The 25,700-nt window shown below is 40.7% G+C and carries 15 protein-coding genes and 1 CRISPR repeat array; of the genes, 9 read left to right on the top strand and 6 right to left on the bottom strand.

The features are described from left to right. Nucleotides 1–47 precede the first annotated feature (47 nt). From PBT90_RS20000 to PBT90_RS19985, 4 genes are all read left to right on the top strand, one after another. A complete protein-coding gene (locus PBT90_RS20000; protein ID WP_270130853.1) occupies nucleotides 48–2,282 on the top strand; it encodes a T9SS type A sorting domain-containing protein in 2,235 nt (744 codons plus the stop codon). 109 nt (nucleotides 2,283–2,391) lie between these two features. After that, nucleotides 2,392–2,613, top strand: a complete 222-nt coding sequence (locus PBT90_RS19995; protein WP_270130851.1) for a thermonuclease family protein — start codon at nucleotides 2,392–2,394, stop codon at nucleotides 2,611–2,613. Between the two features lie 85 nt (nucleotides 2,614–2,698). After that, nucleotides 2,699–2,929 (top strand): hypothetical protein, encoded by a 231-nt coding sequence (locus PBT90_RS19990; protein WP_270130849.1) that lies wholly within the window; start codon nucleotides 2,699–2,701, stop codon nucleotides 2,927–2,929. Between the two features lie 9 nt (nucleotides 2,930–2,938). Continuing rightward, the gene (locus tag PBT90_RS19985; RefSeq protein ID WP_270130847.1) at nucleotides 2,939–4,012 is read left to right on the top strand and encodes a hypothetical protein; all 1,074 of its coding nucleotides are present in this window, start codon (nucleotides 2,939–2,941) and stop codon (nucleotides 4,010–4,012) included. 93 nt (nucleotides 4,013–4,105) lie between these two features. Here PBT90_RS19985 and PBT90_RS19980 read toward each other — a convergent pair whose 3' ends face one another. Then, nucleotides 4,106–5,008 (bottom strand): IS3 family transposase, encoded by a 903-nt coding sequence (locus tag PBT90_RS19980; RefSeq protein WP_264811456.1) that lies wholly within the window; start codon nucleotides 5,006–5,008, stop codon nucleotides 4,106–4,108. Further along, nucleotides 4,933–5,454 (bottom strand): transposase, encoded by a 522-nt coding sequence (locus tag PBT90_RS19975; protein ID WP_264807667.1) that lies wholly within the window; start codon nucleotides 5,452–5,454, stop codon nucleotides 4,933–4,935. Before PBT90_RS19975 ends, PBT90_RS19980 begins: the two co-directional genes overlap by 76 nt. Nucleotides 5,455–5,698: 244 nt before the next feature. Here PBT90_RS19975 and PBT90_RS19970 point away from each other — a divergent pair, with 244 nt between their 5' ends. From PBT90_RS19970 to cas2, 5 genes are all read left to right on the top strand, one after another. Continuing rightward, nucleotides 5,699–11,515 (top strand): DUF3320 domain-containing protein, encoded by a 5,817-nt coding sequence (locus tag PBT90_RS19970; protein WP_270130845.1) that lies wholly within the window; start codon nucleotides 5,699–5,701, stop codon nucleotides 11,513–11,515. A gap of 121 nt (nucleotides 11,516–11,636) precedes the next feature. Beyond that, on the top strand, nucleotides 11,637–15,929 hold the full coding sequence (gene cas9, locus PBT90_RS19965; RefSeq protein WP_270130843.1) for a type II CRISPR RNA-guided endonuclease Cas9: 4,293 nt from the start codon (nucleotides 11,637–11,639) through the stop codon (nucleotides 15,927–15,929). Between the two features lie 84 nt (nucleotides 15,930–16,013). After that, the gene (locus tag PBT90_RS19960) at nucleotides 16,014–16,592 is read left to right on the top strand and encodes a transposase (protein WP_270130841.1); all 579 of its coding nucleotides are present in this window, start codon (nucleotides 16,014–16,016) and stop codon (nucleotides 16,590–16,592) included. 47 nt (nucleotides 16,593–16,639) lie between these two features. Next, complete coding sequence (cas1, locus tag PBT90_RS19955; protein ID WP_270130839.1) at nucleotides 16,640–17,533, top strand: type II CRISPR-associated endonuclease Cas1; 894 nt, start codon at nucleotides 16,640–16,642, stop codon at nucleotides 17,531–17,533. Next, nucleotides 17,526–17,873, top strand: a complete 348-nt coding sequence (gene cas2, locus PBT90_RS19950; protein ID WP_270130837.1) for a CRISPR-associated endonuclease Cas2 — start codon at nucleotides 17,526–17,528, stop codon at nucleotides 17,871–17,873. Before cas1 ends, cas2 begins: the two co-directional genes overlap by 8 nt. Nucleotides 17,874–17,999: 126 nt before the next feature. Beyond that, a CRISPR array of direct repeats spans nucleotides 18,000–20,325; the repeat unit is 46 nt; unit sequence GCTGTGATTTGTCCAGTAAGATACTGGGATGAAAGCAATTCACAAC. Nucleotides 20,326–20,489: 164 nt separating this feature from the next. On the opposite strand, the gene PBT90_RS19945 is transcribed toward cas2, so the two are convergent. The 4 genes from PBT90_RS19945 to PBT90_RS19930 all read right to left on the bottom strand — a co-directional run bounded on the left by PBT90_RS19945 (nucleotide 20,490) and on the right by PBT90_RS19930 (nucleotide 25,349). Next, complete coding sequence (locus PBT90_RS19945; protein ID WP_270130835.1) at nucleotides 20,490–22,760, bottom strand: glycoside hydrolase family 20 protein; 2,271 nt, start codon at nucleotides 22,758–22,760, stop codon at nucleotides 20,490–20,492. 90 nt (nucleotides 22,761–22,850) lie between these two features. Continuing rightward, complete coding sequence (locus tag PBT90_RS19940) at nucleotides 22,851–23,342, bottom strand: hypothetical protein (RefSeq protein ID WP_270130833.1); 492 nt, start codon at nucleotides 23,340–23,342, stop codon at nucleotides 22,851–22,853. A 200-nt stretch (nucleotides 23,343–23,542) separates the two neighbouring features. Beyond that, complete coding sequence (locus tag PBT90_RS19935) at nucleotides 23,543–24,247, bottom strand: porin family protein (protein WP_270130832.1); 705 nt, start codon at nucleotides 24,245–24,247, stop codon at nucleotides 23,543–23,545. A gap of 43 nt (nucleotides 24,248–24,290) precedes the next feature. Further along, a complete protein-coding gene (locus PBT90_RS19930; protein WP_270130831.1) occupies nucleotides 24,291–25,349 on the bottom strand; it encodes a hypothetical protein in 1,059 nt (352 codons plus the stop codon). Nucleotides 25,350–25,700 lie beyond the last annotated feature (351 nt).

Below are 25,700 nucleotides of genomic sequence, written 5' to 3'. Positions count from 1 at the left end.
CAATTCTTTGATTAATTTAGGTACAATTACTTTTAAATACAAAAAAGATGAAAAAAATTTTACTTTCTGCATATGTTGTTTTAACTATTATATTTTCTGCAACAGCCCAAGTTAAGGTCGAAAAAGTTGAAGGCTCTAGAATTCCTAAAAAGTATTTGAGTGGACAAGCTGCCTTAATACCAGATTTCCCGAACAAAGCACAAGCTCTGAATGAGCTCTATAAGGGTATTCAGAAAGCTACTGCTATAGAAGAATCGATAAATATTGGAAAAAATCTTGTGTTTAATGTTGATTTCGACACGATTCCTGAGATTATTTTAGATGGAAAAATTTATAAAGAAATAGAAATATACTCTCCAAATTCGAATGCTTTAAGCGTGACCTTCTCAGAAATAGAATTGTCGGAAGAGGCTGAGCTAATGATTATAAACGATGAGGAATCTTATATTCTTGGCCCAATAACTAAAGAAAACATAACAAAAAAAGAAAATTTTGACCCAGGCTTTATCCCTGGCGACAGGATTCGAATCTTATATTCGGAAAATGCTAACACATTTATGAAAAGTAAAATTAAAATTTCAAGGATAGGGCATGTTATTTTTGATTATTTCGGAGTTTCTAAGTTCTTAAATTCCAGAACAGAAGGCATTAATTGCACTGGATTTGGGTGCTCTGCTTCTTGTCATTTAAATATAAATTGTAATTCGAATTTGACTGTTGAATCCCGTGCTGTGGCATTAATTACCTACTCAGATCCTCTAGAACCGGGTTCAGACATTTCCCATCGTGGTACTGGATACCTTGTAAATAACGGTTCCCAAAATAAGCGTGCCCTCTTCTTGTCTATGATACATGGTATTGGAGGATATCAGGTGCCTGATTTGAAATTCATTTTTCATTACCAAAGCCCCCAATGCTCCCCCACCACAAATGGGACACAAGCATATTTTATTAATGGAGCAACTGGATTAGCATTAGATGCAGGTAATGATTTAAGGTTGATGGAACTTAGTGCCAATCCTGGCACCAGCCCGGTATTCTCAAGTATGTCCGTCTCTTATTTGGGTTGGAGCATAATAAACGAGATTGTTTCGTCAGTTAATGTGATTCACCATCCACTGGGTGATGTAAAAAAATATTTCATCGGAGGGGCTGCAACGCCAATAATCGAACCAGGATACAGCTATGGAGTATGGAAATATACTCCTACAAATGGTTTTCCAGAATTGGTAAGTTCAGGCAGTCCAACATTAAATTCTTCCAAGAGAGTAATTGGTTCCTTAAGGAGTGGTTCAATTAATCCAAATTGTTCTACTTATACTAGTGCTGACATTTATTCTGTTCGGTTAAGTCGATCATGGTCAATGTTATGCCAATATCTTGATCCTAATAATGAAGGAATAGTCGCGATAAACACATACTCAGGAAGTACTGCTTCAAAAGTCTTCCCTAGTGTTTCGGGACCCACACAAGTCTGCTCTTCTTCTACATTTACCTTAAATAACGCACCTCTTGATCTGTCAGTTAGTTGGTCTATTATCCAGGGAGCTTCATTATTGTCTTCACCTTCCACTGGAACTGGCAAAAGCGCAGTAGTATCTGCTCTTAATTCATCTGTATCTGGAGAGGCCAAAATTAGATTTACTATTTCGGGATTGTGTACTAACAAAACATATGTCAAGACTTTTTACGTAGGTAAACCTACGATTACAGGTATCGGGTTCACGAACCCTGTAGATGAAAACGAGTACTTTTGTTCAAGTGATTACGGAAATACATTTACAATATATTCTAATTCACCTAACACTACTTGGCAAGCCCGACTATTGAATTGGCCAAGTTTAACAGTTGCCTATACTTCACCTAGCACCTATCAAAGTAATCAAACTTATATATGGTCCTATGTACCTATTCCAAATAATGGATATTATGTCTTTGAAGTCCGTGGTACCAATAGCTGTGGAACGTCAGCGTGGCTTCCCGGGTACGAAATTGAATATGTTGATTGCACCTTGGCTAGTGAATCAAACTTTGTAATCTATCCTAATCCTGCATCAGATATAATAACAATTAGTTTAAGAGATCTGATAGGAAAGGAAAGTGACAAAAATGACTTGTTCGAAGTCAGTTTATTTGACCAAGGAGGAAAAAGGATAATAGGGAATGCAAAGGGTACCGAATCAGTAACCTTTGATGTAAGTGATTTAAATAATGGCTTTTATTATATCCACATCCAATTTAAAGATGAATTAATCAGAAGGCAAGTAAGGGTAGAAAAGTGAATAAGAACATATATAAAATAGCAACTATTCGGCATCCCAATTTCTCAAAGAGCGTCATGGCCCATACAAAATTCACAAGTTTGTAGACGGCGATACTTTCTGGGTTAAGATGGAAAATGGCAAAACCGAAAAAATCCGATTGATCGGCGTAGACATGCCGGAGGTCAAGAGGGAAGGACTGACGGAAGAAGAACCTGGTGGAAAGGAAGCCTCGGAATATGTGAAGCACCTTCTCAAGGGGAAGAAGGTGCTGCTTGAATATGACGTGCAGAAGTATGATCGGTATGGAAGGACTTTAGCCTACGTGTATCTGGAAGACAGTAGATTTTAAGTCGAAAAAAATGAAACTTAAGGTTAAAAAAAGTAGTTTTTTATCTGGAAGTTAATAACTTACTTTGCATTAAATCCTAAAGATCATGACATCATTCAAAAAAATCCTAAAGGAGGCTTATGAAGTGTTCGCAAATTATTTTGTGACATCTGACCCCCTATTGAGTGACGAAATCAAGGAAATTCTTGAAAACCCAAAAGATAGGGAGGAATATTTCAAAGCTATAGACAGATTGAAAAACCCCGAAAACAAGGAGAAGGAAGTAAAACTCAGTTTGGCCAACAAGAAGGATATTACGCTCATTCTTAATCACTAAGCGCCATTAATGGATAGCAGTCTTACGATAGTTACGATTGTTTACATTATCATGCTGGTGATTCCCGGCGTATTTTTTAAAAGAATATATTTTCAGGGACCTTTTACTCGACAGTTTCAGTCTGGATTATTTGCTGATAGGTTAATCACAAGCCTGTTTTGGGGGATTTTGGTACAGATAGTTACGTTTTATATTTTCATAAACACTTTTAATGTACAGTATGAAAGTATTTTTGAACTACTGACAGAGACACATAGTAAATTAACGAATAATGAAGTGCCTGATTTTAATGAGAGCGGGTTGACTAATATTTTGCTCTATTTGTTAGGATCAGTAATTATCGCATTATTTCTAGGATTTTTTGCTTTCCACTTTGTAAGGATTTTTCAATTGGATCAGCGCTTTGCTGTTTTGAGATTTGCCAATAAGTGGCATTACTATTTTTCAGGAGAAATTTTGAACTCTCGGGAGTTCAAGCAAAAATCTTTTAAACGGGGAAAAGTGGCCACCACTCTGATTGATGTCCTTGTAAAGTATGGAGAAGACGATAATCGACTCTTTTCTGGAAGTCTTGTTCAGTATTCCATTACCTCAGAAGGAAATTTGAACACAATTTATTTAACCGGAACCCGTCGATATAAAAATTCGAAGGGAGATGCAATTTCACCTAAGGAAATACCTGGGGACTGTTTTGTAATCCCCTATCAAAATGTACTGGACATGAACGTCCAGTACATTTTGAAAAAAAGTGAAAAGGGCAAGACTAGGATTAAAATCAAGACCTGGGCTGTCACCGGAATCAATTTTATACTTTTCATTTTGCTACCTAGTTTCTTTATATACCCTTGGTTTTCAGACACTAGTATTTTATCAAAGGTTTTATCAATCCTATCACTACTAATCTCTTGGGTATTTTTGGCTGTACTTATAGCACAACTTACACAACCACAGAAAAACAGTAAAAACGGGAATGGATTAGATAAAAAGGATCTTGTCTACGTCATATTAGTTTTTTTACTTTTTGGAACAATAGGTTTGAGTTTTCTGAATGTGATTGATCCTATAGGCTACATTTTCAAGTAGAACAACAGCTAATAAAATTCTGTCAACTGCTGTCAAACACAAAAAAATACCCTGTACTAGACTAGCCCCAGATTTTTGGACATTTTTTTCTTGTTATGTTGAATTTAGTGAATGGATTCGATAACTCACTGGACTCATTCCATTCAGGTTTAATCGGATTCTTTTGTGATTATAATAATGGATGTATTCTTTGATTTCTTTTTTCAGCTCATTGATTGAATTGTACTTTTTTAGATAGAACAATTCACATTTAAGGGTTCCAAAGAAATTTTCTATTATCGCATTGTCCAAGCAATTTCCTTTTCGGGACATACTTGGGACAATGTTCTTTTTGTGTAATGTATCCTGATACAATTTCATTTGGTAGTGCCATCCTTGGTCTGATTGCATAATTACCGGTTTTTCCTTCGCAATAGGGCGTTCCACTTGCTCTAACATATCAATTACAGGCTTTAATTTGGCATTTTCTGACATGGTATAACTGATGATCTCTCCATTGAACATATCAATGATCGGAGACAAGTAGAGTTTCTTGTCAGTGACTTTAAACTCCGTAATATCGGTAGCCCATTTTTCATTTGGCATAGAAGCTTTAAAGTTGCGTTCTAAAAGATTTGGAGCGACTTTACCCATTTCCCCCTTATAGGATTTGTATTTTTTTGTCCGAATCAAACTCTGGATTCCCAATTCCTGCATCAATCTCAAAACTGTTTTATGGTTGAGAATCATGCCTTCGTTTCTAAGTTGAAATTTGATGCGCCTGTAGCCCATTCGCCCTTTATGTTCCTTATAGATCCTGGAAATAGCCTTTTTGGCTTCCAGATATTTATCCGGCTTTCTGGATTGTTTTATGTGATAATAAAAGGTACTTCTGGCCATCCCAGCATGCACTAACAGATCTGATAATGCATGAGACTGCCTTAATTCCTGGATGACTTCCGCTTTTCTTCTTTCTCTTTGTCGGCTTGAATTAAGGCATGGAGCTTTTTTAAATATGCATTTTCAGCTCTCAGGGAAGCTAATTCCTTCAGGAGCTCTTCTTCCTTGGTTTTGGGCTTTTTGATTCTTTTGGCCATGGGAAATTTTGGTTCACTTTGTTTCCTTGCTAAACCTTCAGAGCCTTTTTCATCATAAAGAGCTATCCATTTGACCAAGGAACCAGGACTTCGAATATTAAACTGAATACAGGTCTCCAATAAAGATAACGACTTCTTTCGCATGGTCTCAATAGCCTTGACCTTGAATGCAGGAGGATATTCTCTATTTGAAATAGGCATAAGGCCCATAATTCCGTGTTTTTGATACAAGAGAACCCATTTACGAATAAGAGATTTATCAACTCCTAAATCCTGACCTACTTTAAATACTGATCGCTTATCGTGGATCACTTGATCAACTGCCTCTTTCCTAAAGAGGACAGAATACTTCTTTTTACCTTTCATAAAATTGCCTTCAAATAGTGTCTAACTTTTTGGGGCTATTTCAGTACAGGGTATTTTTTTGTGTCTAAAAATCCTTTTCTTGCATTTTAACTATTCCAACTTTTCTATCGGATTAATTTCATCTAGGTATTGAACTTGACCTAGGTTGAGACCTTGATTTTCAGAGTACCTAACCTTGCTTTATGAATCGAAACTGGGAACGTGCATTTAAATCCGCCCCTATCAATAACGACAACCTAGAATAATGACACCAATAGCGATCAACTTTAGAGTCGAAGTACTTCCTTTTTTGAACCTGCCTTTATACTTAAATGACATCCCCTTTATCCGTGAACTAACAATTGAAAATGAAGGGCAGGAAGAAGAGTTTAATTTGGAACTGAAGATGTATTCGGATCAGCCCTGCATATATCCATATAGTTTTGAGCTGGCAGCGATTAAACCAGAAAGTGAGGTTAAAATTCCTTTGAATGTTTTGAAAGTTGACCGCCAATATTTTTCCAAACTGTCCGAGACAGATAAAATTGTGTTGACCTTTGAATTATACGTAGGCGGATCACTGATTCAAGCTGAGGATCATACGTTATTTGCATATCCGATTGATTTTTTCGGTGGGTTCCATGTACTCCCTGAATTGATTGCATCTTATGTGACCCCTAATCATTCCTACGTAAATCATCTCAAGAGAAAGGCAGCGGAAATCTTAGAGGAAAATGGGCAAGAGCCAGCCTTTGAGGGGTATCAAAGGAATAGTCCCGAAAGGATTTTACAATTCATGTCCGCACTATACACCGCTATTCTAGGAGAGGAAATTGTATATAGTTCGCTGCCTCCGGGATACGAAGAAACGGGACAACGTTTAAGGTTATTGGATACCATTCAACAGGAACATTTTGGCAACTGTATCGATTTGAGTTTGCTGTATGCTGCGTGTCTTGAGGCTATCGATCTTCATCCGTTACTCATTATTGTTCGGGGCCATGCCTTTGTAGGATGCTGGCTACAGGATGATAAGTTTTCTGAAATTGTCAGTGATGACAAAACCGCGATTACTAAAAGGCTGTCCAAGGGTATTCGTGAAATTGCGGTGCTTGAATCGACTACCCTTTGCAAAGGAAACACATCAAATTTTTTCAGGGCCATCCATAGTGGAGAGACACATTTGATTGAGAAAGAAGAATTTTTGCTTTCTGTGGATATCAAGCGCGCAAGAACTGCCAGAATCCGTCCACTGCCTCTTCTCAGAGATATTTCCTCTGAGCCACTTAGAGACTTCTGGGAAAATGACAAGATCTCTCTGGAGATGGAAAAAAACTTTGAGATTGGGACAATCTACCATGAGGATTTACTTCAGGGTACCACACAAGCTACTAAGCAGAAGGTTTGGGAAAGGAAACTTTTGGATCTGTCCCTTCGAAACAGTCTTTTAAACCTTCGGATGACTAGAAATATGCTCCAGCTGGTAGATATAGATATAAGTCACCTGGAAGATACGTTAAGCGAGGGGAAGTCTTTTTCCATTCTGCCATCTCCCAATGCTGGAATCCTTCGACAGTATAATCTTTATTTGCCTCCTATTCATCATTCCTCTCCACTTTATGAACTTGCCAATGATGAACTACGGTATAACCGCCTTATCACTCACTATCACGAAAGAGATCTGGATCAGATCCTTAGCTATATCAACAAAAATGCAAAGCAGGCAATCGAGGAAAATGGCTCAAGCACCTTGTATTTGGCAGTAGGTCTGCTCAAATGGTATGACCGCAAAAGCCCTGATAAGGCCAGACTATCTCCGATATTGCTCCTCCCTGTAGAATTAAACCGTCGCTCTGTCAACAGCAAGTTTACACTGAAAAGCCGGGAAGAAGAGACCATGGTCAATATTACCCTCATTGAATTTCTACGTCAAGAATATGATCTTGACTTAGGGATGCTGGAGCAATTGCCCACAGACGATAAAGGAGTAGACGTAGCAAAAGTAATGGGGATGGTCAGAAGAGCGGTAATGCAGCTGAGAGGATGGGATGTGGAAGAACAGCTTGTTCTGGGTAATTTTTCTTTCAGCAAGCTTATTCTCTGGAAGGATATAGTGGTGCATCAGGAGGATATTTTGAAAAGCCCGATGGTCAGGAGTCTGGTGGAAGGAAGACTGGCAATCGAGGTGGGGTCAGATGGTGAAGCAGATGAAATGGATGATGTGCCTCCCGAGAAAATGGCATTGCCCATACCTATGGACGTTTCCCAAATGAAAGCCGTTTTTGCAGCTCAGCAGGGAAGGAGTTTTATTCTTCATGGACCTCCGGGCACAGGGAAGTCACAAACTATCACCAATATTATCGCTGATGCTTTATTTCATGGCAAAAGAGTACTTTTTGTTGCTGCGAAAAAAGCTGCTTTAGATGTAGTTCATAAACGTTTGGAGCAGATTGGGCTAGCTCCTTTTACGCTGGAATTGCACTCTAATAAGTCCAAAAAATCGGATGTACTTGCACAACTGGAAAAATCGCTTGATTCAAAAAAGAAAACCCGGTCTTATGATTTTGGACTTGAAGCAGAAAGGCTTGGAAAGTCCCGAGAGGAAATCAGTGGCTATGTTAGAGAGCTACACCGCATCCGTCCTCTAGGATGGAGCCTCTTTGATTCCATCTCAGCCTTGGAGGATTTAGGTTCTTTGGATTTTCCGGCTATACCTGTCCCTGATGACGTTTTTGGGCGATTGGAAAAAACCATGTACCAAAACTGGAGAGATTGGCTAATTGAGTATAAGACTATATTCCCTCTGGTCAGCTCACCTGTGGTCAACCCACTGAGGTGGCTAGACCAGAAGAATTACTCCTCCCGTATCGAAAGCCAGATTTCCCATCAGACAGAAGAGTTGATCAGCCAGCTCAAGGCTATGAAAAAGTTGTCAAACAATCTGCTGGACCGAATGTCTTTGGAGAAAATTTACTTCAGTGAAGAACAGTTTGAACAGTTGATTCAATTGGCCGAAGCATTGCCCCAATCTCCGGATTTCCCTGTTTCGCTGGGATGTTATCTTGCCGAAAAGGATAATCAGATTCTTTTTGAAGATTGGCTAAATCACTTTGAGAAGTATAAAGCCTGCTCGGATCAGCTACTTGCCGAATATCACGAGCGGATCCTGAACGAGGATTTTTCACTTTGGCAACTGGCATGGAACAAGGCAAATCAAAGCTGGTTTTTACCAAAATGGCTGGGTAAAAACAAAGTAAAAAAGCATTTTTCCGTTTATAGAAAATCAAAATTTTCCTCTGACAATCAGGTAGAACAGCTCTTCCAGGTTTCGGAAGAATTGCTGAGCTACAAAAAAGTCCTTGGTCAGACTCGTTTTGGGGAAGTCACAAAGGCACTTCGATCTTGGTACAAGGAAGAGGATACCGATATACTATACCTCCGTGAAGTCAATGAACAGCTGAAAAGGCTGGCATCCAAATTTCGGTTCTTGGGTGTCCATTCCTTTAAAAAATGGATGGAGACATTGATTCAGCAGGATATTAGTCGAATTAAAGACTTTCTTGAGCTAGCAAAACCCCATTGTGACAATTTCTGTAAGGAAGCCAGAAAATTGGATGAATTAATCCATTCTTACATCCAGCTTACCGGGTTTTCGGTAGAGGATTCAAGGTCGGCAGAATCTTTCTTTGACCATCTTCTATCGAAGTTGGAGGGGATAGAGAAGCACCTCCCCGAATTGAAAAATTGGGTCAATTACTCCGTGATCAAGGTAAAGGGGCAGGAGATGGGATTGAACTGGTTTATCGCCGCTGTAGAAGAAAGTGAAGGGGATGATGAAATCGAGAAGCTGTTTCTCTACGTCATCCATGTAGAATTTGCTGAGCGTGTAATAGAATCCACAGACTTGCTCAATTTATTCAATGCAAGATTATTCACCGGAAAAATTGATCAATATAAGCAGCTCTCCAAAGGATTTCAGGAATTGACCAAACAGGAGCTTTACATGAGACTTTCGGATCGCCTTCCGTATGCGCAGGCTGAGGCCATGCAGAGTTCAGAATTGGGATTGCTGCAGCGGGCGATCAAAAACAGAGGAAGAGGAGTAAGTATCAGAAAGTTGTTTGATCAGATACCTATGTTGCTACCGCGATTGGCACCCTGCATGCTGATGAGTTTGATCTCAGTAGCCCAGTATTTTGATGTAAATGCAAATCATTTTGACCTGGTGATTTTTGATGAGGCCTCACAATTGCCGACTTGTGAAGCGGTCAGTGCCTTGGCCAGGGCAAAACAAGCCATCATCGTGGGTGATCCTAAGCAAATGCCCCCAACTGCGTTTTTTAGTTCCATAAAAGTGTACGAAGAAAATATGGAGGTTGAGGACCTGGAGAGCATCCTGGATGACTGCTTGGCACTATCGGTTCCTTCCAGGTATTTGCTTCGTCACTACAGGAGTAAGCACGAAAGTCTCATCGCATTCAGCAATGTAAACTACTATGAGAATAAACTGCTGACTTTCCCTTCAGCGGACGATCTAAGCAAAAAAGTGATCCATCATGCGGTACCGGGCTATTATGATAAGGGAAAGACCAGGCAAAACAAATTTGAAGCGGAAGCGATCATTGCTTTTATCAAAGATCACTTTAAAGACCCCTTACGGAAAAAGACCAGTCTAGGTGTGGTGACCTTTAGCCAGACCCAGCAGTCCTTGGTAGAGGAACTGCTTCAGGATCTTTTTTTGGAATATCCCGAGATAGAGCAAGCGGCAACGGAATGTTCCGAGCCAATTTTTGTCAAGAACCTGGAAAATGTGCAGGGGGATGAGCGAGACATTATTTTGTTTTCGATTGGATATGGGCCAGATCAAGAAGGTAAAATGAGTATGAATTTTGGCCCACTCAACAGAAACGGAGGATGGAGAAGGTTGAATGTAGCGGTAACCCGTGCCAGAAATGAAATGCATGTTTTTGCCACCCTTACATCAGATAAGATTGACCTGAGCAGGACGGCGGCTGAAGGTGTTTCCGGCTTGAAGTCCTTTTTACACTTTGCCGAGAAAGGTCACCTGACCCTTCAGGCTAATGATCAGCCTGAAAGTTCTGAGCACAAATCCTTGGCAAATGCGATCTCAATGAGATTAGCCAAAGCAGGATTGGAGGTTAAGACAGATATTGGTACTTCAGGATTCAAATTGGATTTAGGGATCGTAAATCCCGAAAAACCAAGCGAGTATCTTCTGGGGATCATGATAGACGGCAAGTACTATTGGGAAGCCAAAACTACCAATGATAGAGAAATGGTCATGCCAGCTGTATTGAAAGCCTTGGGCTGGAATATTTTTAGAGTTTGGGCAATGGATTGGAAGTCAGAACCTGATAGAATAATCGATGAGATATTGGAGAAGGTAAAAGAGATTAAGTCTGGGGAAGTAGAAGAGTCGAAAAAAGTAAGTGACGAGGTACCTGAAGAGCCTTTTCTTGAACCCGAAGAGATCGAAAAAGAAGAGGTTGCGCCTCCAACTTTCAAGAGAAAATATATTCCGGCAGCCCTTTTATTGGTGCCCGGAGGGTCTTCGGAGCGTATCTATGAGTATTCCAGTCGTGTGAAGCTCAAGGAACAAATCAAAGAAGTGATCAATCTGGAAGCACCGATTAGCAAGAGACTTCTGGCGAAGCGGGTCTTACAAGCATGGAATGTTTCCAAGTTGAGTGCAAAGCTGGACAATCATCTGACTGAGCTACTGACGGAAATGGGTGCGCAACATACATTGCACCACCAGCCTTTCTATGTGGGGGCAGGAGACGAAGATGTTTTAAGAAATATTGATTTCTATCGGACCAATGAGACCGAAAAAAGAGAGATAGAAGACATCGCTCCGGAAGAGCTGTCTATCGCCATTCTGGAAATACTTCATCAAAACTTCAGTATCGATGAAGCAGAACTGCTCCGGTATGTAGCCAAAGTCTTTGGTTTTTCTAAAGTGGGCAGGCAGATCGATGAGTCTTTGCGCTATACACTGATTATGCTGGAAAAGCGGGGGAAATTAAAAAGAGAGGATGGAAGGGATGTAATTAAGCCCTGATAGGGGAATAAAAGAAAAGCCCCCGTCAAAGTCGAGGGCAACTTAATGTTTGCACAACGGAATAATCCTTATTGTGAATTGCTTTCAGGGGTAAAAATAGAACAAATTATTAAAAAATAAAATGAAAAATATTCTTGGTTTAGATCTGGGTACTACCTCCATAGGCTTTGCTCATGTAATTGAGGGAAATGATCCTTCAAAGTCATCAATCAAACAAATAGGCGTTCGAGTCAATCCTCTTACCACGGATGAGCAGACCAATTTCGAAAAAGGAAAACCAGTTTCCATCAATGCAGATCGTACGCTGAAACGAGGTGCGAGGAGAAATCTTGATCGTTATCAGGATAGAAGAGCCAATCTGATCCATGTGTTGTCCAAAGCTAGTCTCATCACAAAAGAAACCAAGCTGGCAGAGGATGGTAAAAACACCACACATGAAACCTGGAGAATGAGGGCTAAATCTGTTGTCGAGAGAATAGAAAAGGAGGACTTGGCACGGGTACTTTTATCGATCAATAAAAAGCGGGGCTATAAGAGTAGTCGTAAGGTATCCAATGAGGACGAGGGTCAGGCTATAGATGGGATGGAGGTAGCTAAGAGACTTTATGAAGAAAAAATCACACCTGGCCAACTAAGCTATAGACTGCTGCTAGAAGGTAAAAAGCATGTTCCTGATTTTTACCGTTCCGATTTACAAGAAGAATTAGATAAAGTATGGGCTTTTCAACGGCAGTTTTATCCTGAGATTCTTACAGATGAGTTTAAAAAAGAATTAGAAGGCAAAGGACAAAGGGCAACTTCAACGTCTTTTTGGACTAAATACAATTTTAATACGGCAGAAAACAAAGGAACTAGAGAAGAGAAAAAAGTCCAAGCTTATAAATGGCGAAGTGAAGCGTTGTCCCAGCAGTTAGAGAAAGAGGAAGTCGCTTATGTAGTTACCGAAATAAACAACAACCTTAACAATTCAAGTGGATATTTGGGGGCTATTTCAGACAGAAGCAAGGAACTGTATTTCAACAAGGAAACTGTGGGGCAATATCTGTATAAGCAATTGCTGGAAAATCCCCACGTACGATTGAAAAATCAGGTGTTTTATCGCCAAGATTATTTGGACGAATTTGAAGCTATTTGGGAAGAACAGAAAAAGCACCATCCTGAATTGACAGATGAACTAAAAATAGAAATTCGTGACATTGTTATTTTTTACCAGCGTAAGCTCAAGTCTCAAAAAGGACTGGTGAGTTTCTGTGAATTTGAAAGTAAGGAGATAGAAATAGAAAACGGTAAAAAGAAAACCATAGGATTAAAAGTAGCACCTAAGTCTTCTCCACTTTTTCAGGAGTTTAAGATCTGGCAAATACTGCATAATGTTTTGGTCAAAAAAAAGGGAAACAAAAAACCCATTGCAAAGATTGAGAAACAGGGAAGTTTATTTGAAGAAGAGCTAGAGATTTTTCCTTTAGATTATGAAGAGAAAAAATATCTCTTCGAAGAATTGAATTTAAAAGGAAACCTACCCGCCAAGAATATCCTTGAATTATTGGGCTACAAAAATCAAGACTGGGAAATTAACTATACCCATTTGGAAGGCAACCGAACCAATAAGGCATTGTATGAAGCTTATATGAGAATTTTGGATATAGAAGGATATGATGTAAAGGATTTGCTGAGAGTGAAATCAAATAAAGATGAAGTAGAGTTGGATGATCTAAGTGTCGCTGCCTCTGAGATAAAGTCGATGGTTAAACGAATTTTTGAAACCTTAAAGATCGACCCTGCCATTTTAGACTTCAATCCAGAACTTGATGGAAAAGCTTTTGAAAAGCAAGCTTCTTATCAGCTTTGGCACCTTTTGTATTCCTACGAGGGGGATGACTCGGCAAGCGGAAACGAAAAACTATATGAATTACTGGAGAAGAAATTTGGCTTCACAAGAGAACACAGCCAGATCTTAGCGAATGTAACCTTGTCAGATGATTACGGCAATCTGAGTAGTAAAGCAATTCGAAAAATTTACCCATACATCAAAGAGAGCAATTACAGTACGGCCTGTGAGTTGGCAGAATATAGGCATTCTGCAACGTCATTGACAAAGGAGGAAATTGCAAATCGCCCTTTGAAAGACAAGTTGGAATTGCTGAAAAAAAACAGTTTGCGAAATCCTGTGGTAGAAAAAATCCTGAATCAAATGATTAATGTGATCAATGCATTGATTGAGAAAAACAGCAAAAAGGATGAAAATGGGAATATTGTAGAATACTTCAAGTTTGACGAAATAAGGATTGAACTTGCTCGTGAGTTGAAAAAAAATGCGAAGGAACGCGCAGAGATGACCACGAACATCAATGCGGCAAAAACAGCCCATGAAAAGATTTTTAAGCTGTTGCAGAATGAATTCGGAGTGAAAAATCCTAGCCGAAATGATATCATACGTTATCGCCTATATGAGGAGTTGAAGAGCACAGGGTACAAAGATCTATATACAAACACCTATATTCCGAGGGAAATATTATTCAGTAAGCAAATAGACATTGATCACATCATCCCTCAGGCAAAATTATTTGACGATAGCTTCTCCAACAAAACAGTAGTATATCGGAAGGACAACCTGGATAAAGGAAATAAAACTGCCTACGATTACATAGATAGCAAATATGGAGAGGATAAACTCGAAGCTTTTGAAATTAGAATAGCTAGCCTTTTTGAATTGAACAAAAAGAACAAAGAGGAAGGGATTTCTAGAGCTAAATACCAAAAGTTATTAAAAAGGGAGACGGAAATAGGAGATGGATTTATAGAACGTGACTTGAGGGATAGTCAATATATAGCCAAGAAAGCAAAAAACATGTTGTATGAAATTTCCCGCTCTGTAGTTTCTACAACAGGAAGCGTGACGAATCGGTTACGTGAAGATTGGGATTTGGTCAATATTATGCAGGAATTGAATTTTGATAAATTCAAAAAATTGGGATTAACTGAATTGGTTGAGGAAAAAGACGGGACGTTCAAAGAACGCATCATAGACTGGAGTAAAAGGAATGATCATCGCCATCACGCCATGGATGCTTTGACTGTTGCTTTTACAAAGCATAGTCACATTCAGTACCTAAATAACCTGAATGCCAGAAAGAACGAGACAAATAAATTCCATAGAAGTATTATCGGAATTGAGTCAAAAGAGACCCATGTAACTATAGATGATAAAGGAAATAAAAAACGTGTTTTCAATTTGCCTATTCCAAATTTTAGAGAACAGGCCAAGGAACATTTAGAAAATGTATTGGTGTCACATAAAGCTAAGAATAAGGTGGTCACCAAAAATAAAAACAGAACAAAATCAAAAACTGGAGATAATGTAAAAGTCGAACTCACTCCAAGGGGGCAGTTGCACAAGGAGACTGTTTATGGGAAATACCGATATTATGAAGTTAAGGAGGAAAAAGTTGGGACAAAATTCGATTTGCGTACCATCGAAAAAGTTGCCAATCCAATATTCAAAGAGGCACTTTTGCAGAGATTATCCGAAAATGGAGGAGTCCCAACGAAAGCATTTGGAGGAAAAAATTCACCATCAAAGAATCCTATTTATTTGAATGAGGATAAAACAGAAATTCTTCCCGAAAAAGTGAAATTAGTTTGGCTGGAGGAAAATTATTCTATCAGAAAAGACATCAGCCCTGAGAATTTCAAGGATGAAAAATCAATTGGAAAGGTAATAGATCAAGGAGTGAAAAGAGCTCTATTAAGTCGTTTGCGAGTATTTGGTGGAGATCCTAAAAAAGCCTTTTCTGATTTGGATAAGAATCCTATTTGGCTCAATGAGGAAAAGGGTATTTCCCTCAAACGGGTGACTATTAGTGGTGTGAAAAATGCAGATTCTTTACATTATAAAAAAGACCATTTCGGTAATGAAATTACTGACAAGGATGGCAATAGAATCCCGATTGATTTTGTGAGTACTGGCAATAATCATCATGTAGCTATTTATAGAGATGAAAATGGGAGTCTGCAAGAAAATGTAGTCTCATTTTTTGAAGCACTGGAAAGGGTAAATCAGTCATTGCCGATTATTGATAGGGGCTTCAATCAGCATTTAGGTTGGCGGTTCTTATTCACAATGAAACAGAATGAATACTTTGTTTTTCCGAATGAGGTTATGGATTTCAATCCAATTGAAGTGGATTTATTAAACCCTGAGAATGCTAAGATTATTAGCCCGAATTTGTTTAGGGTACAGAAGTTGGCTACAAAAAATTATATGTTTAGAAGTCACCTAGAAACTAGTGTTGAAGAAAAGAAGACTCTTATAAATATCGCTTATATCAATTTAAGGAGTACGGCTCAATTGCAAAACATTGTCAAAGTTCGTGTTAACCATTTAGGGGAAATTGTAAGAGTTGGAGAGTATTAATCCTTCTATAGAGGATTCGTTAGACCTTCCAGGGGTTTTATACTATGAAGAGGAAAGTATAAAAGGAAATTATCGGACAATAAAATGCAACAAGGCCACTCTTACCATATCTATAACCATGCAAACGGCTCGGAGAATATTTTCCGGGAGGAGGAGAACTATCGCTTTTTTCTTCGACAATACGATAAATATCTGGATGGGGTAGTGGAGACTTATGCTTATTGTCTGATGCCAAACTACTTCCACTTGCTGGTAGGCGTGAAGGAGTTTTCAGACCTGCCAGGTTTTGAAAACCTGGCAGGTCTGGAGCGTATCCCCATTACGAAGGCATTCAGCAATTTCTTCAACAGTTATACCAAAGCATTCAATAAGAAAGACCAGAGAAGAGGGAGCCTTTTCATTAAAAATTTCAAGCGAAAACCAATTCTGACAGAATCCCAGTGGCAACATGCCTTTTTGTATATCCACCTGAATCCCATTAAGCATGGTTTTGCGGTGGACTTGGAAGATTGGAAGTGGTCGAGCTGGAAGGCTTATCAGGCTATTGAGAAAGAGTCTTTATTGAATAGAGACTATTACCTTAACTTCTTTGATGGTTTGGATCATTTAAATCAAACCATGGAATCGAAAAAGGAGGATGTAATGAATAAAGAGCTAGAATAGAAGTCTTTAGATATATCAGTTTTTTCTCAGTTCTATGCGACTAAATTATGATCAAACGAACCCTTTTCTTCGGTAATCCAGCCTACCTGAGCACCAAAAATGAACAGCTCTTAGTGAGTTTTCCTGACGATAAGCCAGACAGGACAGTCCCCATTGAGGATATAGGAATGCTTGTTTTAGAAAACCAGCAGATCACCATTACCAATGGTCTTTTATGCAAGCTTACTGCCAGAAAAGTGGCGGTGGTTTCTTGCAATGCACAGCATTTGCCCAATAGTCTTCTATTACCCATGCAGGGCCATACCGAGCAGACCGAGCGGGTACGTTACCAGTTGGAAGCTTCCCAGCCGCTCAAAAAGAATCTTTGGCAGCAAACTGTGTCGGCAAAGATCAAAAACCAATATTCCTTACTGAAGGAAAAAGGGAAGGAATCCAAGCGAATGGAGTATCTCTATAAAAATGTCAGTTCCGGGGATTCAGGAAATAATGAAGCCCAGGCAGCAGCGATTTATTGGCAGGCCCTGTTTGATATCCCGGATTTCAATAGGGGGCAAAACGGAATCCCGCCCAATAACCTACTGAATTATGGCTATGCCATACTCCGGGCCGTGATTGCCAGAGCATTGGTCTCCTCCGGTATGCTACCGGGAGTGGGGATCTGGCACCGGAATAAATACAATGCCTATTGTCTGGCAGATGACATTATGGAACCTTACCGTCCCTATGTGGATTTGGTCGTGGCTTTTATTGTTGAAAATAATGATGACATAGATGAACTGACCACCGAATTAAAGAAAGAATTGCTGGCCATTCCGGCATTGGATGTAATGATCGATGGCCAGAAAAGCCCCCTGATGGTGGCGGCCAGCAGAACCAGTTCTTCCCTTTTCGAGTGTTTTGCAGGAATCAGAAGAAAAATTGTTTACCCTGACTATGGATGAGAAATTTTTCTCCAGACTTAACCAGTATAGAACTTTGTGGGTGTTAGTTTTCTTCGATCTGCCCACCGAGACCAAAAAGGACCGGAAAATCGCTACTTCTTTTCGGAAGAAGTTGCTGGACGATGGTTTTGCCATGTTCCAGTTTTCGATTTATACCAGATTTTGTGCCAGTCGGGAAAATGCTGATGTTCATATCAGACGAACGAAAATGAATCTGCCCCCTAAAGGAAAAGTGGGGATCATGTCCATTACGGATAAGCAGTTTGGTATGATGGAGATTTTTTATGGAAAAAAAGTAGTGGAGCAGGAGAAGCCAAGCCAGCAGCTAGAATTGTTTTAGGAAAAGAGACCTTCCAGGTTTTGAAAACCTGGAAGGCCTGATCACCCATCGCCCAAAACCTTTTCTGTTTTTTATTTCTAAAAATAGCCATAAAAAACAGCATACCAGCCACTTAAGGTGGGGTATGCTGTGATTTGTCCAGTAAGATACTGGGATGAAAGCAATTCACAACGGTTGACGGGTCAGGAATGGAAATTGGCTAGCTGTGATTTGTCCAGTAAGATACTGGGATGAAAGCAATTCACAACTAGGAATACTAGCCAATTCCTTACGGCGAAGCTGTGATTTGTCCAGTAAGATACTGGGATGAAAGCAATTCACAACGAGGGGATTGCTTATAAACCCTATTTAGATGCTGTGATTTGTCCAGTAAGATACTGGGATGAAAGCAATTCACAACAGGAAGGAAGAACAGGAATTTTTGACCATTGCTGTGATTTGTCCAGTAAGATACTGGGATGAAAGCAATTCACAACTAGCTTCCGTGGTTGCTGACTATTCAAATAGGCTGTGATTTGTCCAGTAAGATACTGGGATGAAAGCAATTCACAACTGATACGAAGCTAAGCTATGACTCAAATTAGCTGTGATTTGTCCAGTAAGATACTGGGATGAAAGCAATTCACAACAGAAAGTAGCAGAACAAGGAATATTTGATGGCTGTGATTTGTCCAGTAAGATACTGGGATGAAAGCAATTCACAACACTTTAGGTATTATGGCGGATTGCAAGGCAGCTGTGATTTGTCCAGTAAGATACTGGGATGAAAGCAATTCACAACCCGGAGCGACGTTTTCTTCCCGCATTACGGGCTGTGATTTGTCCAGTAAGATACTGGGATGAAAGCAATTCACAACCAGGAAGACCCGCGTAGAAGCAAAGAACCGCTGTGATTTGTCCAGTAAGATACTGGGATGAAAGCAATTCACAACCATGTACGAAAGTAACACGCTAAGCATTGCGCTGTGATTTGTCCAGTAAGATACTGGGATGAAAGCAATTCACAACAAGCGTGGGGGCTTATCTATTACTGCCATGGCTGTGATTTGTCCAGTAAGATACTGGGATGAAAGCAATTCACAACCTGCTCAATTGTTGGAAAATGCCCAGAAAGGCTGTGATTTGTCCAGTAAGATACTGGGATGAAAGCAATTCACAACGATGATCATGAAGAGGTAAAAGAGGAACCGGCTGTGATTTGTCCAGTAAGATACTGGGATGAAAGCAATTCACAACCTGAGGTGCCTCAAAATGCCTTAAATTGGGGCTGTGATTTGTCCAGTAAGATACTGGGATGAAAGCAATTCACAACACAATACAACAGGTGCAGACGGAGACTCAAGCTGTGATTTGTCCAGTAAGATACTGGGATGAAAGCAATTCACAACCAGGGGATATTTTTTTACGATAGAAAGAAAAGCTGTGATTTGTCCAGTAAGATACTGGGATGAAAGCAATTCACAACCACCTCATCTGCATAGATATAGGCCAAAGAGCTGTGATTTGTCCAGTAAGATACTGGGATGAAAGCAATTCACAACACTTCCATCAGAAGCTATCCAAAGTGTCTTGCTGTGATTTGTCCAGTAAGATACTGGGATGAAAGCAATTCACAACGGGGCTGTTGCCTTCATAATTGAAAATTTTGCTGTGATTTGTCCAGTAAGATACTGGGATGAAAGCAATTCACAACACCAAATCGAGAGCAGAACTCAATAAGAAGGCTGTGATTTGTCCAGTAAGATACTGGGATGAAAGCAATTCACAACAGATCTGGACACCGATTGTATATCCGAATGGCTGTGATTTGTCCAGTAAGATACTGGGATGAAAGCAATTCACAACGGCTGTTAATACCGAGCAAGCGGCGAAAAGGCTGTGATTTGTCCAGTAAGATACTGGGATGAAAGCAATTCACAACCCTGAGGGCTACTGGTCAAAGAAGTTGTCCGCTGTGATTTGTCCAGTAAGATACTGGGATGAAAGCAATTCACAACACGTACAAAGCTAACGAACGTCTAGAACTTGCTGTGATTTGTCCAGTAAGATACTGGGATGAAAGCAATTCACAACTGAGGCAATTACCAGAATAACCAAGTATTTGCTGTGATTTGTCCAGTAAGATACTGGGATGAAAGCAATTCACAACACTTTTGTAATGGCTTTCTATGCCTATGTGCTGTGATTTGTCCAGTAAGATACTGGGATGAAAGCAATTCACAACAGCCCTGGACTTTCCAGAAAATAGTCCTCTGCTGTGATTTGTCCAGTAAGATACTGGGATGAAAGCAATTCACAACCCATGATGTGTGGTTCCAGCTGGGAGACAAGCTGTGATTTGTCCAGTAAGATACTGGGATGAAAGCAATTCACAACGGGTCTTCCTTCCTCCATCTATGTAAAAACGCTGTGATTTGTCCAGTAAGATACTGGGATGAAAGCAATTCACAACGGCAGTATGCCGGCCGTTTCCCTACCTTTTACGACTCCTCGAATACCGAATCCACACCAAATAGGATTGAAATTCCAAACTAGATCCTAAGTAAACTGCATTCCAATTCATCTCAATTCTTTTTGCAAAATGCTAAACTGCTGCCTATTCTTACTTTTTTAAAATCAATTAATCACAAACTCATCGGTAAAAATGAACCCTGGGCGTGCATTCTTGGCGATGACTTTGAGGTATCTGCCCTTTTGACCTTCCAGAGAACCTTCGAAATCCTTGAACAGCAATCCCTTTTGATCAGCCGGCACATCATTGGCTATTTCCAGAGCTGAAGTGAAGTGCTCCCCATCAGAAGAAACCAAAACCTCCACCTCACCTGGCATGAAGATTCCAGGACCGATATTTTGCATAAAAGTAGCGGAGAAGCTCCTCAAGTCCGTTTCCTCACCCATATCCACTATTACCTCCACATCGTTCGTAAATCCCTGCCAGTATCCATCACTGTTGGAATTAGTGCCTCTATAGCCATCAGTCAGCGTACCCGCATCTCCTGCAGGATAGGCGGTATTCCAAGGCTTGAGGTATTCCACCGCTTTACCTATGGCCTTATGATAATCCACCTGCTTTTTCAAAACCGGCTCTACCAGCTGCCCATCCTCAAAAGCGGCTGCAGCGATAGATGCACTTCCTTTTACAAAGAATTCCCCCTTGTACAGGTTAGACTCCAGAGTAGGTGTACTGCCATCAGTGGTGTAATAGACGGTAGGTTCGCTCAACTCACTCTCAAAGCGAACCCCAATTTGCTCCGTATCCTTATCCACATTGAGAAAGGGCAAAAGCTCCGCTGAAGGGGTATAATCTAGCTGCACGCCCATGGTTCGAAGCCGGTGCAACTGGGGCTTTAATCTGGATTTGAAGGAATTCCAATCTTGGCCTTCATCTGAAGACCAGGCTCTTTCAGCCAGAGCTAGCGCATCTGGAAAAATCAAAGCATCTGCAAGTTCCTCACTAGGGATGGTTTCTGTCCAAAGAGAGCCTTGCATGCCTTTGATTTTATGACTGAGTGCTGTAGGGAATTTAGAACTGAGGATTTGCTTGTTATAAACGTCAAAAAGCTTTGCTTTAGGATTAGAGAAGTAAAAAGGATCTCCAGGTGCCAAAATCACCTCATTGCCTTTTTTTACCACCCGCTCGGGCACTGATGCTACCCAGGCTCTCCAGTACATAATGGATAAACTGCTGTCAATATCTCCAGAAATAGCCTCATCCCAGACTACTACTTTTCTGTCATTCTTCATCAAGAAATCGCTGACCCTATTTACAAAATAGGCCTGCAGTTCCTCCACATCTTCCATTCCATTTGCCTTCATAAACTGCTGGCAAGCAGAGGACTTTTCCCAGCTACTGAGATCCACCTCATCAGCCCCTATGTGAATGTACTGCGATGGAAAAACATCCATTACCTCTGTCAGCACATTCTCTACGAAGGTGTAAACCTCCTCCTTTACCGGACACAGCGGAGTAGAAAACACCCTTCCCCAGCCCGGTGTGCCGCATGTCAATTCCGGATACACGCTGATCGCAGCCATCATATGACCTGGCATATCGATTTCTGGCACTACTTCCACATGCTTGGACTGGGCATAAGCGACAAACTGCTTGAGCTCATCCTGGGTATAATACCCACCGTAAACCTGCGTATCCCCCCTCATTTTGATGTGCTTTGAGTCCAGCGCAAACCTAGGGTCTTCTATGGATCGCTCCATGCAGATGGAGTCATGCTTATTGAATGTACGCCAGGCTCCCTGCTCGGTAAGCTCCGGGTATTGCTTGATTTCCATTCTCCAGCCTTGGTCATCTGTGAGGTGAAGGTGCAGCTTGTTGAGCTTGTAGAGTGAAAGTAAATCCACATAGCGATGCAGATAATCCATGGAAAAGAAATGTCTGGACACATCCAGATGCATGGCTCTCCAGTCGTATTTCGGACTGTCCTGTATGCGCAGGGCCGGGAGCACTAGCTGGGCAGAAACTTCACCGGTTTCTACGGATGCGGGAAGTAGCTGTCGCAAAGTGCTCATCCCGTAAAATATCCCTTGGGGATATCCAGCTTCAAGGACAATTTTATCCGAACTGATTTTCAAACTATAAGACTCTGGGTTAGAGTATTCAGCAGATTTGCGGATCTCGATGGTATTACTACCTGTCCCAGAAGAAAGCTCATCACCCAATGCCTGCTTCATCATTACTTGAAAGAACTCAACTTCATTTGGAAAAGCAGCTGGGTCTTCAATAAAGAGCTGAGTATTGGAAGTCAGTTCAAACTGGCCATTTTCCACCTTCAGATCTGAAGGATAAGGAATGATAGAAAAATCTATGGGTTCCTGCTGGCTACAGGCAGACAGAATGAAAATTACAAGGAGAGCATTTACTAGGTGTTTCAAAATCAATGGCGCTAAGTGTAGCCACAAATTTATAAAGTAAAATCGCTTCTCAAGCGAGACAGACTGAATATTAGGTCTTCTGCCCCAATTTTATTCCATATATTGGACATAAGTTACTTTTTCAGGGCAAAAACTGGAATAATGAGGTTCACATGTATACTGTAACTCAAACGATATTTTCGATTCATCCACGCTAATTGATCCTGTAAATTCCAGAGGTTCTGGCCCCTGCCCATTTACCAACTGTGCTTCTGTAGGGCATTCTCCATTGATGTCAAAAACTGCCGGATCTGGGCCAAGAGTTTCGAGTACGGTAAATCTAAATTCCTCTCCCACGATGCGGTAGGTACCTTTGCGTATGGACTTTAGGCAATTACTTCCTTCAGGCTTTAATTGCCTGTAGTAACTTACGGTCAGTTCCCCAGTACTTCTAAATCTCATGAAAGTCATTTCAGAAAGTTCATCAGTTTCCGACTCTACCGTATTTACATAGTCACCATTTAGAGTTAGAACGGGAGCTTCATCCTCTTTACAGGAAAGGCAAAAGATAGCAAGGAGCAGAAAGATAATGGGCTTTTTCATGTGTTTATAATTTGTCTTTTAAAGGCCACAACCTGTCCCGTGACGAAGGAAACGGTATGGAATATCGCCTGGGAGATAATCATCCCTCTGTGTGTCGCTTCCGACATGCTCGATTTCATGGGCAGGAGTAGATTAAGGATTCAATAGTTCAATATACTATATTTCCCCATACTTCGAGATGCTCCGGGAGCATGCCCTATTTATTCCATCTTCCCTCTGCCTATGGGCAGGTTACAGAAGAATCCCCATTGCTGATGGGCTTGTTTGTTGGCATCGTTTTTCATCACGTCGGTGAAGCCTCCGTTATATCGAAAACCTATGGCATTCAGGGACTCTTTGTCAAAGAACCACCCTATCCCCGCCACATACCCGAAATCAAACCTCTGCACCTCATCGTGGATATCCACATCGAGCGTGATATCCCCTTGGGGTAGCTCAGCCTCAAATTCATCTATGGCCTTTAGCCTAAAGGAAACCTGTGGCCCTAGCTCCAAAAACACCCGTTTTGGCAATTCATAGCGCATGGTAATGGGCAGGCTCAGGTATTTAATGCTGCGGGTAAAGTCGGTACTTCCATAGTAATCGTTGAGATTTTCATCTCCCAGATCGTAGGCTGGTATGCCTGAGGCTCCCCTGCGATATTTGGCCAGCATATCCACATTTAGCTGCCAGTTATTTTCAAACTTATGCGTAAAAAACAGTCCCAAGTTGAAATTGGCCATGGCTTCACTTTCAGGTAGGTTGGTCATGTTATTCCAGCTGTAGTTCATATGGAGACCAAACATGTTGTTTTCATTGTTCAGATCATCACCGAAGAGCAAACTCATAATCACCTGCGATTTGGTACTGCCGGACAGGAGGACAAAAAACAGGAATAGAAACAAAAACTTATGTGACCTGAGCATGGGGCATGGGAATTAGTAATAAGAGGTGAAGTGTAATCTGGCCCTATTTTTTGGTTTTGAAAATACCAGGAATCCTATAGTTAAGATTTAACAGAAACTGCGAGCGCTTTCCAAAAACTCCAAGCTCAGATCGTAAAATCCAGCGTTTATTGAATTGGTATTGGGCACCAAAGATCAAATTAAAAGGAGCGGCTACTTTTTTATCCAGTTTATACTCTATCATCGCATTTTCTGGGTCTATTCCGGAGGCAGCTTCATCCAATTTGTCTATGATTTGCTTGACTACCACGCGCTGAGCAGGAGGCAAACCATCTGCCCATTCGTTCAATCGGTCGATTAGAGCTCCATCACCTAGCTCAGGCACCAAGTCCGAAACCGGTATACTTCCCTGGGTATCATTTTGAATGATCTGAAAAAAGGTACCTGCCCATACTGAGAGGTTACGCTGGGGGTTATTGATGGAGGGAATGGTATGTCCTACACGAAAACTACTGTTAAAGGCCGGAACAGGCTCCACCACCACTTCCACATCGGCAAAGTTGTAATTATTATCCCAGGCGAGCCAGACTGGCCCTACGGCACCTGTGAGTGTAATCCCTAATCCATAACTATCTACTGCGAAATTCTGGGCGGTCTCAAACGAAACAGGATCCAATAAGGTCACTTCTGTAGTGGTAGTGCCCCCTCCTAATATCCCATAGACGTTCACAAAGGGAAGTATCCAAAAATCAGGGCGAAAAGAGTAGGCATTGGTGGTCGCAATGGTTGGTCCAAAATTGATAAAATCACTGATATCTACTAGCTCTGACCCGCCAAAACCTACTGAAGTACTTTCTATTAAAATCTGCTGCTGCTGGGTAAAATAGATAGCACTGGCTCCCCAGGCATGCTGCAAGTCATACCCTCTGGAATAGGCGCCTTTTCCTAAAATCGGGAAAAAGTAAGGGTAGTCCATATTTTTCAGACTATCGTAATAGTCCTCATACATGGGGTTAAAGACTTTTTGGGCTCCCTGGGCCTTGAGGCTTTCTAGAGTAGAAAAACTTGCAATTACCAGCAAGGATAGAAATAATAGTAGAGATTTTTTAGTTGGCTTTTTCACTGGAAGTAGATTTAAATATCTCAATTCAAAAAACTGTATTACCCGTTAAGGTAAAAATAAAACATGAATATACGGAATGATGCCAGTATCCACCAATTCTTTGCTCACCTGGTCAGAGGACCGGTTATTCGGCTTCGCTCAGCACGAGTGACGGATAACAGATGTAGCCCAAATGTTTGTCTTGGGCAAATCCATTTAGGTTTTGGCTTTTTTTGGTAACAAAGCGTATAATCCAAAAGTAAAATTTGAAAAGGTTACTATCCCAGGTAGTGGTAGCTTCCAATAAGTTTAGGCAAAAAAAGGCTGCCTCAACGCTGAGACAGCCTTCTCATTTTGCTTTGTTTGCATGGG

This window comes from Algoriphagus sp. TR-M9 (assembly GCF_027594545.1).
Taxonomy (GTDB): domain Bacteria; phylum Bacteroidota; class Bacteroidia; order Cytophagales; family Cyclobacteriaceae; genus Algoriphagus; species Algoriphagus halophytocola.
The sequence above is the reverse complement of the archived record's forward strand: the minus strand, read 5'-3'. Positions and strand labels throughout refer to the sequence as shown.